This is a genomic window from Nibrella viscosa, from assembly GCF_039541875.1.
GTDB classification, from domain to species: Bacteria; Bacteroidota; Bacteroidia; order Cytophagales; family Spirosomataceae; genus Nibrella; species Nibrella viscosa.
Genome location: NZ_BAABHB010000002.1, coordinates 703,768 through 721,435, shown reverse-complemented (window position 1 = coordinate 721,435; position 17,668 = coordinate 703,768). Strand labels below are relative to the sequence as shown.

14 protein-coding genes are annotated in these 17,668 nt (G+C 54.4%); 4 read left to right on the top strand and 10 right to left on the bottom strand.

Annotation, left to right across the window (positions count from 1 at the left end):
• The first annotated feature begins 57 nt into the window (after positions 1-57).
• Positions 58-1,605 (top strand): sensor histidine kinase, encoded by a 1,548-nt coding sequence (locus ABD931_RS07530; RefSeq protein ID WP_345265555.1) that lies wholly within the window; start codon positions 58-60, stop codon positions 1,603-1,605.
• Positions 1,606-1,623: 18 nt separating this feature from the next.
• Here the strand turns inward: ABD931_RS07530 and ABD931_RS07525 are convergent, their stop codons facing one another.
• On the bottom strand, positions 1,624-2,559 hold the full coding sequence (locus ABD931_RS07525) for a sugar phosphate isomerase/epimerase family protein (RefSeq protein ID WP_345265553.1): 936 nt from the start codon (positions 2,557-2,559) through the stop codon (positions 1,624-1,626).
• A 90-nt stretch (positions 2,560-2,649) separates the two neighbouring features.
• Complete coding sequence (locus ABD931_RS07520) at positions 2,650-3,582, bottom strand: Ppx/GppA phosphatase family protein (RefSeq protein ID WP_345265551.1); 933 nt, start codon at positions 3,580-3,582, stop codon at positions 2,650-2,652.
• Between the two features lie 136 nt (positions 3,583-3,718).
• On the opposite strand from ABD931_RS07520, the gene rpsU reads away from it, so the two are divergent.
• The 3 genes from rpsU to ABD931_RS07505 all read left to right on the top strand — a co-directional run bounded on the left by rpsU (position 3,719) and on the right by ABD931_RS07505 (position 5,782).
• A complete protein-coding gene (gene rpsU, locus ABD931_RS07515) occupies positions 3,719-3,916 on the top strand; it encodes a 30S ribosomal protein S21 (RefSeq protein WP_345243012.1) in 198 nt (65 codons plus the stop codon).
• 228 nt (positions 3,917-4,144) lie between these two features.
• Complete coding sequence (locus ABD931_RS07510; protein WP_345265549.1) at positions 4,145-5,032, top strand: tyrosine-type recombinase/integrase; 888 nt, start codon at positions 4,145-4,147, stop codon at positions 5,030-5,032.
• A gap of 9 nt (positions 5,033-5,041) precedes the next feature.
• Positions 5,042-5,782 (top strand): EboA domain-containing protein, encoded by a 741-nt coding sequence (locus tag ABD931_RS07505; RefSeq protein WP_345265547.1) that lies wholly within the window; start codon positions 5,042-5,044, stop codon positions 5,780-5,782.
• A gap of 190 nt (positions 5,783-5,972) precedes the next feature.
• On the opposite strand, the gene ABD931_RS07500 is transcribed toward ABD931_RS07505, so the two are convergent.
• The 8 genes from ABD931_RS07500 to ABD931_RS07470 form a co-directional block, all read right to left on the bottom strand.
• Positions 5,973-7,325, bottom strand: coding sequence for a spinster family MFS transporter (locus ABD931_RS07500; RefSeq protein WP_345265545.1), 1,353 nt, complete (start codon positions 7,323-7,325; stop codon positions 5,973-5,975).
• A gap of 80 nt (positions 7,326-7,405) precedes the next feature.
• The gene (locus ABD931_RS07495; protein ID WP_345265543.1) at positions 7,406-8,227 is read right to left on the bottom strand and encodes a hypothetical protein; all 822 of its coding nucleotides are present in this window, start codon (positions 8,225-8,227) and stop codon (positions 7,406-7,408) included.
• Positions 8,228-8,318: 91 nt separating this feature from the next.
• The gene (locus ABD931_RS29245) at positions 8,319-8,393 is read right to left on the bottom strand and encodes a DUF418 domain-containing protein (RefSeq protein WP_370469312.1); all 75 of its coding nucleotides are present in this window, start codon (positions 8,391-8,393) and stop codon (positions 8,319-8,321) included.
• A gap of 10 nt (positions 8,394-8,403) precedes the next feature.
• Positions 8,404-11,370: a S9 family peptidase gene (locus ABD931_RS07490; RefSeq protein WP_345265541.1), complete on the bottom strand. Its 2,967-nt coding sequence runs from the start codon at positions 11,368-11,370 to the stop codon at positions 8,404-8,406.
• A gap of 67 nt (positions 11,371-11,437) precedes the next feature.
• On the bottom strand, positions 11,438-12,310 hold the full coding sequence (locus ABD931_RS07485; RefSeq protein WP_345265540.1) for a TolB family protein: 873 nt from the start codon (positions 12,308-12,310) through the stop codon (positions 11,438-11,440).
• Positions 12,307-14,448 carry a PQQ-dependent dehydrogenase, methanol/ethanol family gene (locus ABD931_RS07480; RefSeq protein WP_345265539.1) on the bottom strand — a complete coding sequence of 714 codons (2,142 nt, stop codon included), beginning with the start codon at positions 14,446-14,448 and terminating at the stop codon, positions 12,307-12,309. The genes ABD931_RS07485 and ABD931_RS07480 overlap by 4 nt, the downstream gene beginning before the upstream one ends.
• A gap of 99 nt (positions 14,449-14,547) precedes the next feature.
• Positions 14,548-15,399, bottom strand: coding sequence for a hypothetical protein (locus tag ABD931_RS07475; protein WP_345265538.1), 852 nt, complete (start codon positions 15,397-15,399; stop codon positions 14,548-14,550).
• A 238-nt stretch (positions 15,400-15,637) separates the two neighbouring features.
• Complete coding sequence (locus ABD931_RS07470) at positions 15,638-17,662, bottom strand: sensor histidine kinase (protein WP_345265537.1); 2,025 nt, start codon at positions 17,660-17,662, stop codon at positions 15,638-15,640.
• Positions 17,663-17,668: the final 6 nt, after the last annotated feature.

Sequence of the window (17,668 nt, the reverse complement as noted above, 5' to 3'; positions counted from 1 at the left end):
CTATAACTTAGCCGAATAATTGCCGAAAGGAGTTAGCCCGTGTCTTCACACATTGTAATGAACAGTACCCCGTTTTCCCTGTTGGTCCAGAGCCTTCAGGAATACGCTATCTTTATGCTGGATGCAGCCGGCATTATTACCTTCGCCAACACGGGTGTCGAAGCGATATATGGATACCCCTCCAGCGAAGTAATAGGCCGGCCAATTTCCCTTTTTTACTCGCCTGAGGATCTGGCCGGCGGCAAGCTGTTACACGAATTACAGCTTGCCCGGACTATCGGCAACTACGGCGAAGAAGGGTGGCGCAGCCGCAAAGATGGCAGTTTTTTCTGGGCGAACGTGGTGGTTACGCCGATCTATACCGACGAAAAGGAGTTGCTGGGCTTTTCGAAAATTGTTCGTGATCTCACTCAGCGAAAAGCAACCGAACAAGCCCTGAAAGAAAGCGAAGAACGGTATAGGCTAATGGTGGAGGTCGTCAAAGACTACGCTATTTTTATGCTGGACCCCCAGGGGCATATCGCCAGTTGGAACGAGGGAGCCGGGCGATTAAAGGGCTATCGGGCCGATGAGATCCTGGGCAAACACTTTTCGGTCTTTTACACCCCGGAGGATCTGGCGATAAGTAAGCCCAAGTGGGAGCTTGAGATCGCCATAAGCACCGGCAAGTACGAAGAAGAAGGCTGGCGGGTCCGAAAAAACGGCTCGTTGTTCTGGGCGAACGTGCTGATTACGGCCGTTTTTAATTCGGAAAACAAGCTGGTCGGTTTCACCAAAGTTACCCGTGACCTGACGGAGCGCCGGCAAGCCGAGCAGGCCCTTAAAGAAAGCGAAGAACGGTTTCGGTCGCTCGCCGTTGAATTAAGCCATACCAACACCGAACTGGAGCGGGCCAATAAGGAACTGGAAAGCTTTGCCTTTATGGCGTCGCATGATCTGCAGGAACCGCTACGGAAGATTCAGGCCTTTGGCGAGATGCTGCAAACCCAGTTTGCGGAACATCTGCCCCCCGATGGGGCTAACCTGATTCAGCGGATGCAGTCGGCTGCCGGCCGGATGCAGGTCCTGGTACGGGAGCTACTGACCTATTCCCGGTTGAACCGGGGCGATCAACCTCTTGAAGCCGTAACACTCAACCAGGTTGTGACCGATGTGCTGAACGATCTGGAGACGATCATCCGGGAAAAACAGGCGATTGTTCAGGTAGAGTCCCTGCCAACAATTTCCGGCAATGCGATGCAACTGCGTCAGTTGTTTCAAAATCTGTTGTCCAACGCGATAAAATTTACGCGGCCAGGCCAGACTCCTCTGGTACAGATAAAGAGCTATCCGGTGCCTCCCGATCAATTGCCTGTTCAACAATCGATTAATAACAACCAGTGGGTAGCCATTGACGTGACGGATAACGGCATCGGCTTCGACGAAAAATACAGGGAGCGCATTTTTCAGATGTTCCAGCGACTGCACACCCGTAGCGAGTATCCTGGTACCGGTATTGGCCTGGCTATTTGCAAAAAAGTAGCCGAAAATCACGGAGGAACCATTACTGTTGCAAGTGAACCGGGGCACGGAACAACGTTTACGGTATATCTGCCGGCCAGTTAGAACCTGACAGGTAGCTGATTACCTGCCGAAGCTGCTAAACAGGGCCGAGGCATATTTCAGATCCTGCTGATGAGCCGTTACCACATCCATTGTGTCTGGCGACTGTTTTTCGAGGCACTGCTCCAGCACCAGCATGGGGCGTACCCCTATTGCCTGTAGTTCTTTTACGAGCCGTGGATAGTCAATATCGCCTTCGCCGAAGGTTTCGGTCCAGACACCCGCTTTCGACTGCCGCAGGTGCAGTTCGGTGATTCGCTTGCCGTATAGCTTCACAATATCGAACAGGGCCACCTGCGAATTGCCCGCCCCCCGGTAAATCCAGTGTACATCCAGGCAGAGCGACACGTTGGCCGGATCGGTGCCGAGCAGCATGTGGTGAAACTCACGGGCCGAGTTCCGCATCTCCATATCGTGAGTGTGGTAGGCCAGCGTTATACCCCGCTTCCGGAGTTCGGCACCCAGGCGGTTCAGGTTCTGGGCCTGAATTGCCAGATCGGCATCTGACTTATCGGCCGGTGCGCCCCAGCGGAGCGGGCTTGGGTTGGTAACAATAATCTTTACCCCTACCAGTTGGGCGGCATCGGCGATGGCCGTGACGGTCTGGATAGTCTTATCGGCTTCGTCTGTTTTATGCAGGGTGCTGTTCACGTACAGCGAGCGCATCTCCAGCCCGTATTTTTTTAGCAGAGGAACCAGCGTTTTAATATCATCGGCCGCATTGACCGACGGCTCGTAGCCTTTTATACCCGACCGGGCAAAGTCGGCGAGGGAGGCATCCAGATTCGCATACCAGTCTTTGCCGGCACGCTGGTAAAAGGTATGCCAGGTGTAGGCGTTGCAGGCAATGTACAGGGGAGCGGCCGCTAATGCATCGGCCCATACGGGTGAATGGGGCAGGTAAGCCGCCCCGGCCAGGCCGGCCAGCGATTGCATGAAGTTTCGGCGTGTAGACATAAGACGAAAACCGGAAAACGGGTATAAGAAAAGGTCAACCAAGGTAGCCAACTTGCCGGGTATGCACAAGTGGTTATTCGGACAACGCTGTTATAACGGCTGGTGAACAGCCAGAAGGCCTTCTTTCAAGGCATAGGTAGAGACCCTGATCTGCCGGATACCAAACGCTTTCAGCACGTAATCGATCAGGCAGACGGCGACCACAATCATATCGACCCGCAGTTCGATCATTCCGGGCAGTTGCATCCGCTCGTTGTGGTTGCGGGTAATCAGCTGTTGGTAGGAACGGTAAAACTCCGCTAACGGCAGCTCAAACGCCGACTGCCGGGAGTCCGGCCAGTCATTCCGCTCGTGCATATGCTGCATATCCACCAGGGTATCGAACGTGCCCGACGAACCGACCAGCACCGTGGGGCTGTACTGGTGTACGGCATTGGCCAGCGGCAGCAACTGCTCCTGAAAATAGTTGTGCAACCGGCGAATGGCCGTGGAACTGATGGGGTCGGTGGTCATAAACCGCTCCCGCAGCCGCTGACCGCCGATTTCAAAGCTTTGTTTCCAGAAAATACGGTCCCGGTTGCCGATGATAAACTCGACACTGCCCCCGCCAATGTCCATAATCAACGCCGTTTCATCGTCCAGCGCCCCCGACGCCCGAACACCATAATAAATATACTCGGCCTCCTGCTCGCCCGATATGACCTGGATTTCAAAACCGGTTTTTGCCTTTACCGTGCCGATAAAGTCGGTCTGGTTGCCGGCCACCCGGATAGCACTCGTGCCGATGGCCGTTACCTGCTCCGGCAGAATCTCATAGGTATCCAGTACGGTCCGGAAATAGGTAAGTGCCGCCAGCGCCCGGCTAATGGCATCGTCGGCAATAAAACCCTGATTAATACCAGCCTGCCCGATTTTGGCAGGCCGGCTCTCGCGGAAAAGGGTCTGGTAGGTACCGTCGGGTTGCCTGCCGACGATCATCAGGTGAAAGGTATTGGTACCGAGGTCAATGACAGCTTGCTTCACGGTTGATTCTTCTGGATAAAGTGTGCTGCAAGTATAAACCAAGTTTGGGCACAAACCGCGCCGAGGCTTGATTCTTTCGTTTGTATGACGTATCTTTGCTACCCGTTTTGTGTAAAAATTCAATTACTATCCGGATATGATTATTGTTAATGTAAAAGAAAACGAGTCGATTGACAAAGCCCTGAAGCGCTTCAAGAAGAAATTCGAGAAGACTGGCGTTTTGCGCGAACTTCGTTCTCGGACGGCTTTCGAAAAGCCGTCGGTAAAGCGCCGGCATGAGATCATCCGTGCGGTTTACAAAGAGAAGATGTACGGCAAGCACACTGAGCAGTAATCGCCTATCCGTCGGCAAGCGCGCAGCCGGCCATACGCTGATTACCGGTAACAGAAGCATGAGCGGCAGCAGACAGCAATGTCTGCTGCTTTTTTTATGTCTTGAACCCGGATTTTTAGGGGATTAAAAGGATTTTCAGGATAAAAACAGATAGTAGCGGTTGACTTATCCACAATCCTGTTTAATCTTTATAATCCTGTAAAAATCCTGGTTCTTAATCCTGGTTCCGTGAACTTCCTCGACTACATACGCTACGAAAAACGCCTGAGCCACCATACGTTTATGGCGTATAAGAACGACCTGGAGCAGTTTCAGGAGTATCTGCGCGTGCAGTATGAGCTGGACAAACCCGAGCAGGCCGACTACCAGATGATTCGCTCCTGGGTGGTGAGCCTGGTGGAAGAAGGCATGAATAAAACCTCCGTCAACCGCAAGATTGCTACCCTGCGCACCTTCTTTGAGTTTATGCTACGCCATAAAGCTATTGAGGCCAACCCCATGCTGAAAATTCAGGCGCTGAAGGCGAACCGTAAACTTCCCACGTTTGTGGAGGAAAAACCGATGGCTACGCTGCTGGACGACATCGACTTTCCGGACGATTTTGTGGGCCTGCGCGACAAACTGGTACTCGAACTCCTCTACGGCACCGGCATCCGGCTGGGCGAACTCGTTGGGCTGAAAACCACCGACGTAAACCTGTACGAGAAAACCATTGTGGTGCTGGGCAAGCGCAACAAACACCGCCTTATTCCGCTGAGCCAAACGCTGTTTAAACTGGTGCAGGATTACCTACGGCACAAGGAAACATTTTTTGAGGGCAAAGCCGATGCCACCGCCCTGCTCGTGAGTGATCAGGGTATTGCCGCCTATCCGGTGCTGATTCAGCGCATCGTTAAGAAATACCTGACGCTGGTTACCACCCTGGAGAAAAAGAGCCCACACGTGCTGCGGCATACCTTTGCTACCCACCTGCTCAACCGGGGAGCCGACCTCAACGCCATTAAAGACCTGCTGGGGCATACCAGCCTGGCCGCTACGCAGGTTTATACGCACAACAGCATTGAGCAGTTGAAAAAAACCTACGATCAGGCCCACCCGAAAGCGAAGTCCGATTAGATTTGCGGCATGGATACCCTAACCCTCCGCGACACCCTGTTTCGTCTGATTGACCAACAACCGAACGCCGAAAAAGCGGCTGCCTGGCTCGAGCAGCAGGCGCAGGCATTCCGGCAGAATCCGCAAACGGCTTTCTTCTACCGCATCTTTACCTCGCTGCCCCGCTTTACCGGAAAGGCACCCGTAACGGTTCCGGCTGATATTATCGATGAGCTAAATCAGCTCCTGCCTGGTTTCCAGGTACAAAATTGGACGCTGGACCGGCTGGCGCGGGTATGGTGGCTGCTGCAACTCCCGGCCGAAGACGAACCGGCGTACGTGAAAACGATCACCGAACTGTTTAAAGCTGCCGAACTGAACGAACTGGTTGCCTTGTACTCAGCCTTGCCGGTACTGGCGTTTCCGGAAGCCTGGCGCTTTCAGGCATCGGAAGGCGTGCGCAACAACATCGGCGATGTGCAGGAAGCCATTATGCTGCGCAACCCCTACCCCGCCGATTATCTCGACGAACTCGCCTGGAATCAGCTGGTGATGAAAGCTTTCTTTACCGAGAAAGACGTAACGCAGATCATCGGTTTTGATAAACGAGCCAACGAGCGTTTAGCCCAGATCATCATCGACTACGCCCGCGAGCGCAAGGCCGCCGGCCGCACCATTCACCCCCAGCTCTGGCGACTGGTGAAGCCCTTTGTTACCGACCGGAACCAGACTGACCTGGAGCAGCTATTTGACCGGCAAGGGCTGGCGTAGGGGCTATTAAAGCTGCATCGACCCAGCTGTTATCGTCAATTATCATGGTTTCTTGTTATCAGATGAGGCAGAAGAACTTGATAAATATCTTATGTGTGATCTTCTGATTGGCTTGGCAAAAGCTCGTGCCGCCCAGCATTTGGCCTCCTGATGAACCAACACATTTAGGTCAGGATCCACAGACCTAATGTTACGACGCCACGCCGGACACGATGTTGCGCTCCTCCGACACGCGTAATGCCCGCCGGTACGGCGCTAACCCAAAGCCGTAGCAGATCAACGCCAGCAGGCTTCCGGCGGCAATGACGATGGAAAGCGAGTACCGGACGGCCCGTTCATGCTGAAAAACATAGTCCGTCAGTAAGGCAACCGAAGTAGGCCCAAAGCCCATAGCGATCAGGTTCAGCACGAACAGGAAAATGGCCGAGGCCAGCGACCGCGCCCGGTTGGGCATCAACTCCTGAATGGCCGTGGCCGAAGCACCCAGCGCAAAGGCATTGAAAAAAGAGGAAGCAGCCAATACCGCTACAACAACCACAGTATTGTTGAGCAGGGGATGGAACGAAAGCAGCAGCGTTCCTCCGCCCGCGATCAGGCCCACGCGGAGCCGACCATCGGTATAACCTCTGCGGACGAAGCGGTCGGCCAGGCGACCGCCCAGGATGATGCCCGACGTAGCAAATACGGTTATGATGATCCCAAACACCAGCCCGGCCTGGGCCATCGGCCAGTTGAACGTCCGGACAAAAAACGTAGGCACCCACGCAGCCATGCCATACGACACCAGTGACACAAACGTGATGCCCAGGGTAACCGAGAAAAAGGCAGCCCGTTGCCGGCCAATCAATCGCAGCACCTCCCGCACGGTGGGTGTCGCCACGGCTTCACCGGTCGGCGTCAGCAAACCCTGCCGGGCGGGTTCCTTTACCGTCAGCAACAACACGGCAATCAGCAGCCCCGGCAATCCTACGTAAAAGAAGATCTGCTGCCAGGCAAATACCGTTCCCACTACCGGCAAAGTAATCGCCGGTGCATTGCTCAGGGCTCCCACCAGGACCGCTCCGATAAGCATGGCAAAGCCGGAGCCAATAAATACCCCCGCCGAATAGATGCTGATGGCGGTGGCCAGTTTATCCTTCGGAAAATAATCGGCCAGCATCGAGTACGCGGCCGGTGAGAGTGTGGCCTCTCCTACTCCCACACCCATCCGGGCCAGAAAGAACTGGGTGTAGTTGCCGACAATGCCGCACAGGGCCGTCATCAGGCTCCAGAGCGAAATGCCCCAGATGATGAGGTTCCGGCGGTTGGTGCGGTCGGCCAGGCGCCCGAACGGGATACCCAGAAACGTATAGAATAGCGCAAAGCTCAGGCCCATCAGCAGGCTAACCTGCGTATCGGTCAGGAACATATCGCGCTTCATTGGCCCCACGAGCAGGCTCAGGATCTGCCGGTCGATGAATGACGAGATATAGGCTATCTGCAAAATAGCGACGGCATACCAGCCGGCCCGCAAAGAAGGCGTCTGGGTGGATGGAACAGGCATACAGGGCAGGGTTAGGATGTGAGAAACTCGCTTCTTAAAGCTACCGTTTCTCTACATCAAAAGCAATCAACCTTTTACGGTCACCTTCCGGCCTGCTCCACAGGCCTTTTGTAGATCGTGTATTCGGTCAGGCGGAAGACCTCCTGCCGCACTACGTCGAAGGTACGGAGCTGCTGCGTCCGGAGTTTGGCGGCTTCCGGTGCGGGCATGGTGCTCCCGGCCAGATCCGGACTGAGGGCCGCGTTCATGGTAGCCGCGCAGTGGATGACCGCCAGACTATACCCCTTTTCGCTGCCGTTGGGCACCTTCAGGGCCGACAGGCTCCATCCGCCCAGTTGGCTGCTTTTCACCCGATCAGCCGCCAGCCGCTTCGTCGGGCTGACCAGGCTTGCCCAATCGGCCGCCGGGTCGCGGAGCCGTATCAGGTCCAGCACCACAATTGGTGATTTTTCTGGCGTAAAGCCTGGGACGAACACGGCATCTACCGTTTCCCAGATTTCCATTTTCACCACCGGAGCCGTTGCCCGGTCGCGCTTCTGGAGGTCGGCCAGCCGGGCTTGCACACTATCGCCGTAGATTTTAGCCCGGGCGGCCGGTGATGCCCCCTTCAGGGCCATTTCGGAGGAGACCATAACGGTGATGTAGTCATACTCCGCCGGATTTGGGTTGGAGCTCATTTGCTTCACCATCATGTGCCAGCCAATCAGATTGCCTTCATCAACAGCCGCCTGATTCAGCACCTTCCACTCCCGTTCAATGGGAATAGCGTCCTGAATGGTATACCCCGGTGCGAGTTTGTGGTAGATCAGATAGGTGTAGGTCTTCGCCAGGGGATTAGGCTGTTGGCTAAAACCCCTGGCGAAGAACAGGCAAAGCAGCAGGATGAGAAGCTTGTTTTTCATAGATCTGGGACTTTGAAGCAATTTAAGGTAAATGTCTCTTCGTCAGACACATCTATGAGATGAATTAATAAGGCCGGCGCATAGGCTGCCGCTACCCATACGCCAGTCTACGCCAGAGCCATTCCAGCGGCCCGAAGCGGTAGTAACGCAGGCAGAGGGGACTGATGCGGAGGGAATCAGTTGTCAGACAATGTGGCGATTTGCTTATTGATGTGCTCCTCCAATTCCAGTTTCTGCACCCCTTTCTGGAGCCAGTCGGGTGCCGGTTTCCCTTTCAGATGATGGTCGAAGAACTCCATCATGCGCTGGGAGTAATCTTTGCGGTTCGGGAGTTTGGCCAGGCCGTGGTTTTCGCCCTTGTACTGGATCATGACCACCGGCTTTTGCTGACGACGCAGGGCATTGTAAAATTCAACACCCTGGGTAAAATCAACGGCTCCGTCTTTGTCGTTATGCAGCATCAGCAAAGGCGTCTGCACGTTCTTTACATGCTGCATGGGCGAATTCCGGTAATAAGCCTCCCAATTCTCCCAGGGAGCAACCAAACGGCCCTGCGACCCTTCGAAAATGGCCCCGTTACTGCCCCCTGTATTCCAGTAAATGATGTTGTACATGGATACCAGATCGGTAAGTGGGGCACCGGCCGCAGCCGCTTTGAATTGATTGGTTTGCGTGATCAGAAAACTGGTCTGGTAACCGCCCCACGAATGGCCGTGGATGCCCATTTTGGTTTCGTCGATAACACCCGTTTTCAAGGCCGCTTTTACCCCTGGCAGTACGCACCAGACCGCCGACATACCGGGATCATTGAGCTTATACACAATATCGGGAATAAACACGGCGTACCCATGCGAGGTGTACACGGCGGGGTTCCAGCCCGTACCCGAGTAGCCAGGGTTCACGAACGAATGCAGCGTTTGCGACAGCTTTTCGTAGTAATACACAATGGCTGGGTACTTCTTACCCGGCTCATACCCGGCCGGCAAAAACAACGCGCCCTGCAACGTGTCGCCTTTGTCGCTCACGTAATCAATCAGCCGCACACCCGACGACCAGGCATACTTTTCCAGTTGAGGAGCGCTTTTAGTCACCTGCTTCTCACCAGTCAGCCCTGCATTAGTACTCACAAAAATCTCACGGGGCTGGGTAAAGGTCTCGCGGCTAAAGGCGTAGGTAGCGGTTTTCTTCGCTTTCATCAGACCGCCGATCGAGGCATCGGCCCAAGACAGCGGGGTTAGTTTGCCTTTATCAAGCCGGGCTATGCCGCTCTTCTTGGTTCGCTCACCGTATAGGCGAACATAAACCGGCTGGTTCAGGTCAATGCCTTTTTCGTCGGGATCTAACTCAAACCGGTACTGGTAGCGTATTTTGTCCCGCTTGCCGTTCAGGGTTAGGTTAACGGCGGTCTGGGCTTTCCCCCTGGCGTCTGCGGCCTCAGCGGGCACCTGCCAGATGTCCCAGCCGTCGCTGAGCAGCACGTACTTGCTGTCGCTCGACCAGCCGATGACCACACGCGGAGGGGTTGTCTGGTTATGATCATCTTCGGTATTGACAAAGCTGGTTGGAACTCCCCGGGTGATGTTCCTGACCGAGCGGGTCACCATATCGTACACATGAAAATTGATCCCTTCCCAATACAGAAATTTTCGGCCATCGGGCGAAGGCTGGAGCGACGAATTGCCAAACGCTGGAAAGTAGAATTTAGTGAAGAGTTTATCCCGCTTCCCGGTTTTCAGATCATACAGATAGATGTCTTTGTAGTTTTGACCTGTCAGGTTGGCTTCCAGTTCGTAGCTGGAGTCGTCTTCGCCCAGGGCAAATAGCTGTTTGGGAGCGACATTTACCAGGCGAACAGTGCTATCGGCCAGGCGGCTAAATTTGGTAGCGGCTACGTCGTACAGCGCCAGAAAGCTGAAGTTCTTGTCCTGCGTTTCCTGTACCTGCTGCCTCGATTGCAGGCGCTTGTCCTGCCAGTGCCATACCGTCACCTCCGGTTTGTCGGCATCGTCTTTCTTATCGGCAACAGCTTTGGTGGTGTCCGGCTTCAGTTTGGCCAGGGCTTTTTGCAGGTCATCCAGCGACTTGATTGTCGTATCGCCTTTCAGCTTAACCCACGACTCAACGGTCGTAGCCTTGCTGCCCTCCACTTTAGCGGCCGGTTTTGCCTCTTTTTTCTGCGCAGGCTCCAGTTTATGAATTCCGAAAAACAGCCGGCTCAGGTCCTCCGACCAGTAGGGTGTCCGGTTGGGGCTGATAGTCAACTGCTTCGGAAACGTGGTACTATCGGCTTTCGGATCGTAGGTAATCAGTTCGGGCAGGCCGCTCAGGTTTTTAATGCCGAGTACACTGTAGCGTTCGTTTTTGTACTTGTCGTCCTTTACGCCCTTCAGCAAGGCCAGTCCGTCGCTCTTCTCGGTCCAGTTCAGCGACTGGTACCGGGCCTTGTCGCTGTCCATGGTCAGGATTACGCCCGTCGCCATGTTTCGGAGCTGAATACCGTTGCCGACCCGGTCATTGGCGTCGATGGTCATGGCCAGCCAGTTTCCTTTTTTGTCGAACGCCATATCGGCCACGTTGCCGATGTTCTGGGTTTTATTGGTACTCAGATCGTGCAACAACAGGTCTGTTCCGCGAACGGCGTCGCTGCCGGTGGCGCTAACTGGAGCCGCAGCGGCCGGGGCCAGTAAAACGGCCAGGTGCGAGGCTTTTTCGCCGTTGAACGCAAACGACTTAGCCCGGTTGAACTCGATTTTCTTGTTGGTAGTCAGGTCCACCAGATACACGTTGTCGGGCAGCGGCTTACCGCCAGGTTTCGCAGCGGCTTTCTTTTCTTTGTCTTTCGGGAACACTTTAAAGGCAATCCACCGGCTATCGTCTGAAAAGCTTACCTGCGGTGCCGTTACGGAGCCGATTGAATACGTATAGCGGGTGGTGTCGGTGGTTTTCTGCACGATCAGCTCAGCATCGCCTTCGTTGGGAGCCAGCACGTAGGCAAACCACTGGCCATCGGGTGAGAGTTGCGTAACGCCGGGAGCCATTAATTTCCAGGAGGCCACCTCCCGCCAGCTAATAGGGGGTTTTTGTTGTGCCTGCGCCGTGGAAAGGGCCAGCACCAAGAGCAGTAAAAGTAATTTTGCTTTCATAGTGAATGGAGGTTAAAGTAGGCAAAGGTATGTTTCAGGATGATCGAATGCCACCTAAAAAGCTCCGCTATTCATCCAGCACAATAGCAATCCGGTTACCCTGAACAGCCATCCGGGTGATTTTCTTCCGGGGCAGGTTTTCGGGCAAAAGCACCGGTTGCCATTGTTTCGATTTCGGGTCGAACCAGACGATGCCGTTGCCCCAGCTTTCCAGCAGCAGCCCGTCGGATGTCCAGGCATTATAATGGTCAGAGTCGGGCGCACTTTCGGCAAGGTCGGCAAGTCGCTTACTGGCCGGGTCAAACGCCCGAATCATCCATTTACCATCCACCTGCTGAACGAAGCTCAACGCGTTTTGCTGGGGAATCCGGTGCAGCGAACGCCCGATCTGGGTAGCAATCAGGGTATCACGTTTGGTTTTAAAATTCAGGTAATGCAGCGACGCGGGTTCGCCAAGCACAAAAACTACAGCCTCGTCGGTATTCAGCCAGGCCTGGTAGCCAATCTTTCCGGTCTTCTGCGATGCCAGAATCAGTTTCGTATCGGCGGTGTTGCCAATGCGGTATTTGACCAGGTCCTGATCGCCGGAACCTTTCCGCTGGACAATGCAGGAGAGGTAGCGCCGGTCCGGCAACACCGTCGGTGAATACTCCGAGTCGGGGGTGTTGGTCAGTTGCGTCTGAATGCTGGTCCGGAGGTTATACGACCAGATATCAGTTTGATTATCTGCCATCATGGAGGTGTAATACAGCACCGGTTCTGCCGGGTGAAAAAACGGCTGATTGTCGTAGCCTGCCTTTTTCGTTATATTTCTGGGATTACTCAGCACCAGTCGCCCACCCGAAGCAGACAAATCCAGCAGATAAATATCGGTGCCATTTTGGGCGAAAATCGGTATTGACCAGAGCCCAAAAAGTAGTATGTAGCCAATCTTGTTCATCGTTTTTTATCGGAAAGCATTTTCTGCCGCTCTTCCCGCTGCCGGGAAGCAATATACGACTGAATGGCGTCGGCATCGCCATCGCTGAGCAAGTCCGAAAAGCCGGCCATACCGCCGTCTTTCAGCAGGCCGTGCAGCACAATTTGTTTAAAGAGCCGGTGCGTTTCGGGCGTCAGGTACACCAGATTGGGGTAGCCGGTGGTATTATCCCGCACAACTTCGTTATGGCAATGGACACAATGGGTGTAATACAGGTCTTTACCCTTTTTGATGTCCTCGGCGGAAGCGGTAAAAGGGGGCGGCTCCGGAATGGCCGCGAGCGGAGGCTGCTTCGGCGGAAACGGTACAGGTTTACCCCCCAGTTCAAACACCAGGATGCGCCCCAGGTTCTGGTATTCGGCAGCGATGGTACCGGCTTTTACATTCGATTGCCAGGCTCCGCCCAGGCCGGCCATAACGGCAACATATTGTTTTTTACCGACCGTATAGGTCATGGGAGCCGCCATAATGCCGGTGCCGGTCGGAATCTCATGCAGTTTTTCGCCGTTATCGGCCCGGTACACCATGAGTTTTCCGGCGCTGGTTCCCTGAAAGACCAGATTGCCCGCCGTCGACAGGATACCCCCGTTCCAGAGGCCCGGATTTGGTACGCTCCAGACCACCTGCTGCCGTACGGGGTCCCAGGCTTTTAGTTGCTCCCTGACATCAGCGGGTGGCTGCCCTTTCAGGTAAGGCTGGTGTTCCGCTCTAAACGGCGGGGTAGCGGCATCGGCACCCATGTTAAAATCTCCTGGTTTATACGTGAACGTGGGCTGATTGAAATAAAGAAACGGAAAGTCGATGGCGGGAATATACACCAGCCGGGTTTTCGGGCTATACGACATGGGTTGCCAGTTATGCCCGCCGGCCATACCCGGAAATACCAGTTTGGGTTCGTCTTTGTAATTGCCCTGCCCCGTCAGCACCGGTCGGCCGGTTGCCTTATCGACATGGCTGGCCCAGGTTACCTGCACAAATTTTTCTGCCGAGATAAACTGCCCGGTTTCGCGATCGAGTACGTAGAAGAAGCCGTTTTTCGGGGCCTGCATCAGCACTTTGCGGGTACGGCCGTCGATGGGCAGCTCCGCCAGGATCATGTTCTGGGTAGCCGTATAATCCCAGATTTCGCCGGGGGTAGTCTGGTAGTACCACTTCATCCGGCCGTTGTCGGGATTGATGGCCAGAATCGAGGTCAGAAACAGGTTGTCGCCCCCTTTCGGGCTGCGGTGCCAGATCGGGTACGGCGACGAATTGCCGGTGCCGACGTACAGCAGGTTTAGTTCGGGATCGTAAACCATAGCGCCCCAGACGGTGCCGCCCCCACCGGCTTCCCAGGCTGAGTTCGGGTCCCAGGTTTTCGCGGCCAGTTCCATCTCCGGGTGTTCGTAGCCCTTTTCAGGGTCACCCGGCACGGTGAAGAAGCGCCAGGCAAATTTGCCCGTGCGGGCGTCGTAGGCAGAGATGTAGCCGCGAACGCCAAACTCCCCACCCGAATTACCGATGACGATTTTGTCGCCCGCAATATGCGGAGCGCTGGTGATGGTGTACGAGCGTTTGCGGTCGGTGAAGGTATCGGCTTTCCAGAGTTCGCGGCCGGTGCGGGCATCCAGCGCCACCAGGTACCCGTCCAGCGTGGCTACGTAAACGCGCCCTTCCCAGACCTGCAAACCCCGGTTGACCACATCGCAGCAGGCCCGGCGACCGTACGAACCATCGACCACCGGATCGTACCGCCAGCGTTCATTGCCGGTGCGGGCATCCAGCGCATACACCACACCCCAGGCACCGGCTGCGTACATGATGCCGTCTACGACCGTGGGGGTGGCCTCGAGCCCCCGCTGCACCCGGCCCCGGCGCACGCCGGCATCGTACTGCCAGGCAAAGCCCAGCGTTTGTATGTTTTTGTCGTTGATCTGCGCCAGGGGTGAGTAGTGCTGCTCCCGGAAATCCCGGCCGGAGAAGAACCAGTTGCCTGGTTCGGCATCGGCCCGCAACAGACGTTCGCGGGTAATCCAGCCATGCCTGACCGGTGGCTCAGTCGCCAATATACTGAGGCTGAGGGCAACGGTAATCAGGAGGAAGTTTTTGGGAGAGGACATTGGCAGGCTGGTGGGTTGGTACGGATTCAGGCGTGTAGAACGGAAAAGAATACGCCCGGATCAATCTAATCTTCCCGAGCGTATCCCTTCGTACAAGCCCTATTTGGCCGCTAAAGCGGGCTGCTTCACCGCAAATTCCCGCAGAATGTAAATCTCCTGGCGCACCAGGTCACGGGTCTGGTAAATCCGGCTGACGAGCTTATTGACATCCTGACCAGCCATTACTTTCTGGAACGCTTCGCCGTAGCGGGTATCACCCATTTCCTTCGCATTCCCAAAATAGTTTACCGTCGCGTAATTATAGCCGTTTTCGCTGCCCCCCGGATACTTCAGGGCGGCCAGATTCCAGCCGGTAATGTTATTCATCTTTATGCGCTCCTGGTGCAGCTTTTTCATGTCTTTTTCCATCGCCACATACTCAGCGTCTTTGCCGTCTTTCACCCGCATCAGGTCAATTACCCAGATCGGCGATTTATCGGGGGAGAGTTGTTTCTCGTTCCAGACCGCGTCGACGCCTTCCCAGATTTCAACTTTAATACCCTCCTGCACCTCGCCGGTCCGTTTGAGCAGATCGGCCCATTTGTCTTTGGTGGTACTTCCGAAGGTTTTCTCCAGATGACTCTCCGGGTAGCTGTTCCCAAAAACAGCAAAATCCGTAAAGTTTTTGATGGTAACGTAATCGTACGCCTGTCGGTCAGGATTTGAACTCAGGTATTTGGATATTACAAACCAGCCGGAGATATGTCCGTTGTCGAGCTGCACCTGGTGAATTTTCTTCCATTCCTTTTCAATGGCCAGGGCCTCCTCCAGGGTATGCCCTGGCTTAATCTTGTGATACATCACTTCCGAGTATTGCCGTTGCGGAGCAGGTTGCTGCCCGTAGCTACGTGTAATCAGCATCAGGCTCAGAGCAAGAGCCCATCCAGCGCGAAAAAAGAGACGTGCATTCATATAGAGGATTGGTTAAAAGGTGACAGAGGAATAGGTAACCGGCGGTGTGGAGTAGTGGCACAGGGACGGTAGCGGCCTGTCGTTAAATATAGCCACATCAAAAGCTAAGCATACTGATAACCAGAAGTTTTTAGTAAGCGGTCAACCTCCCGATTGCTAAGTCTACGCTCCTGCTAAGTGACTGCTTTTAAAGAATGCTTTTCTGCCATTCGGGTACGCTGCTAAACAATACTCTGTGTTAATACGCACCAGTTTCGGTTACGTATCCCAGCGTAATTCTGAACTCTGTTCCCTCCCCCTCTGTCGACGCTACAAGCATCTCCCCGCCATGCCCCTTGGTCACAATATCATAGCTCAGGCTCAACCCCAACCCCGTGCCCTGCCCCGTGGGCTTGGTAGTAAAGAAGGGCTGATAAATCTTGTTGAGGATCTCGGCCGGTATACCCGTGCCGTTGTCCCACACCCGTAGTTCTACCTTTCCGTTTGCCGCCTGCGTCGTCACCTCAATCTGGGGCTGATACTCCCCTGACTTTCCCGCCTTCGCCCGCTGCTGAACGGCGTAGAAGGCGTTGTTGTAGAGATTGAGCAGCACCCGGCCGATCTCCTGCGGAGCAATGTCGACCGGTTGCAGGTTGGGGTCGAGCTTCAGCCGCAGATCGGCGGTGAAGTCCTGGTCTTTGGCCCGCAGACCGCTGTAGGCCAGCCGCAGGTACTCGTCGGCCAGGGCATTGAGGTCGGTGGGCTGTTTTTCGCCACTGCCTGCGCGGGAGTGCTGGAGCATGCCTTTGACGATGCTGTCGGCCCGTTTACCGTGGTGATGTACTTTTTGCAGACTCTCCTCTAAATCAGTCAGCAATTCTTTCCGAAGGGCCGGGTCGGGATTCGGTTTGTCTTCTTCCTCTTTCAACTCCTCTACCAGTTCCTGACTTACTTCAGTGAGGTTATTGACGAAGTTGAGCGGGTTCTGGATCTCGTGGGCGATGCCGGCGGTGAGCTCGCCCAGGCTGGCTAGTTTTTCTTTCTGGATGAGCTGCTGCTGGGTAGCTTTTAGCTCGGTAAGCGTCTGTTCCAGGTGGTCACGTTGGGTTTCAATCTCTTCTTTCTGCTGGGTTATCTCTTCATTTAGCACCTGTAACTGACGGTTGGCTTTTTGCTTCTGACGGGTATTGCGGTAGAAAATACCCGCCAGAAGCAGCAGAAAGGTTGCCAACGCCAGCAAGCCATAAATCTTGGTCCGGCTTTCTAAGCGAAGCTTTTCTTCCTCCAGCTTTTTGGTACGCTGCTCCTCTTCCAGCAGGGTAGACTGTAGCTGGTTAATTTTTTCCTGGCTAAACAGACTGTCCCTGGCCGCTACCATGATGTTCTGGTATTTGTAAGCGCTATCGGTTTGGTTTAGCTGTTTAAAGGCGTTGACCAGTAGCCTACTGTTGTGTAGAATAGTTCGCAACAGCCTAACCTCCTGGGCGGCCTGTAAGCCCTGCCGGGCCGCGTAGATGCAGGAATCCAGCTGGTTTTGTTGCAGGTACAGCTCACTTAGGCGGTGGTAGGCCAGACTAAGACCTCTTAAGTCCTGAATGTTTTTAAACCTTGCTATGCCTTCTTTGAAATAGTATTTGCCCACATTCGGATCAACTCCTGCTTCGGTCTGCCCTTTAAAGTAAGCGTGAAATGCCGTAGTTATTCCCTCAGGCCACTCCCGTTCCGATGCGGCCATATAGTAGCAGGCCGAATCCGATTGGTTCATACTGGCGTACGCAAAGGCAAGCATTGCTGATGTATTACCGGCTGTAAGTTTACCCCGATTTTCTAAGGCAATACGTATGGACTTTTTAAACAGAACAATTGCCTGTGGGTAATTCGCCAGGTAAAACTGTAAAACCCCCATACCGTAATATATACCGGCCACGGCATTATAATCTTTTTCTTCCAACGCCATCGCTAAGGCGCTTATATACAACCGCATACTTTCAGGCAGGTCCCTTTCGGCTAGAGCAAAGGCTAAGGTATTCTGCGTGTATAGCTTCCCTTTGGCGTAGTTTAGTTTTTCTGCCAGGCGTACACCTTCCCGGGCATACCAAATGGCAGAATCCAGATTACGGCTAGTGTAGACCCCACTCAAATTATCCAAGAGTTGGACCCGGACGGTATCGTGCATAGGGGTGCCGGATGCTCGTCTGAGGCTGTCAATCCGGTTGGTTAAAGACTGCGCCGTCATCACCAATGGAGTCAGAAAAAGCAGCAGCCAAAATAGGTTCTTCTTCATACAGTT

What these genes read in the sequence shown, in the direction of transcription:
- ABD931_RS07485 (WP_345265540.1), bottom strand. Translation starts at nt 12,310, where the DNA reads ATGAACAAGATTGGCTACATACTACTTTTTGGGCTCTGGTCAATACCG.
- ABD931_RS07505 (WP_345265547.1), top strand. Translation starts at nt 5,042, where the DNA reads ATGGATACCCTAACCCTCCGCGACACCCTGTTTCGTCTGATTGACCAA.
- ABD931_RS07525 (WP_345265553.1), bottom strand. Translation starts at nt 2,559, where the DNA reads ATGTCTACACGCCGAAACTTCATGCAATCGCTGGCCGGCCTGGCCGGG.
- ABD931_RS07495 (WP_345265543.1), bottom strand. Translation starts at nt 8,227, where the DNA reads ATGAAAAACAAGCTTCTCATCCTGCTGCTTTGCCTGTTCTTCGCCAGG.
- ABD931_RS07470 (WP_345265537.1), bottom strand. Translation starts at nt 17,662, where the DNA reads ATGAAGAAGAACCTATTTTGGCTGCTGCTTTTTCTGACTCCATTGGTG.
- ABD931_RS07475 (WP_345265538.1), bottom strand. Translation starts at nt 15,399, where the DNA reads ATGAATGCACGTCTCTTTTTTCGCGCTGGATGGGCTCTTGCTCTGAGC.
- ABD931_RS07480 (WP_345265539.1), bottom strand. Translation starts at nt 14,448, where the DNA reads ATGTCCTCTCCCAAAAACTTCCTCCTGATTACCGTTGCCCTCAGCCTC.
- ABD931_RS07530 (WP_345265555.1), top strand. Translation starts at nt 58, where the DNA reads ATGAACAGTACCCCGTTTTCCCTGTTGGTCCAGAGCCTTCAGGAATAC.
- ABD931_RS07500 (WP_345265545.1), bottom strand. Translation starts at nt 7,325, where the DNA reads ATGCCTGTTCCATCCACCCAGACGCCTTCTTTGCGGGCCGGCTGGTAT.
- ABD931_RS07490 (WP_345265541.1), bottom strand. Translation starts at nt 11,370, where the DNA reads ATGAAAGCAAAATTACTTTTACTGCTCTTGGTGCTGGCCCTTTCCACG.
- rpsU (WP_345243012.1), top strand. Translation starts at nt 3,719, where the DNA reads ATGATTATTGTTAATGTAAAAGAAAACGAGTCGATTGACAAAGCCCTG.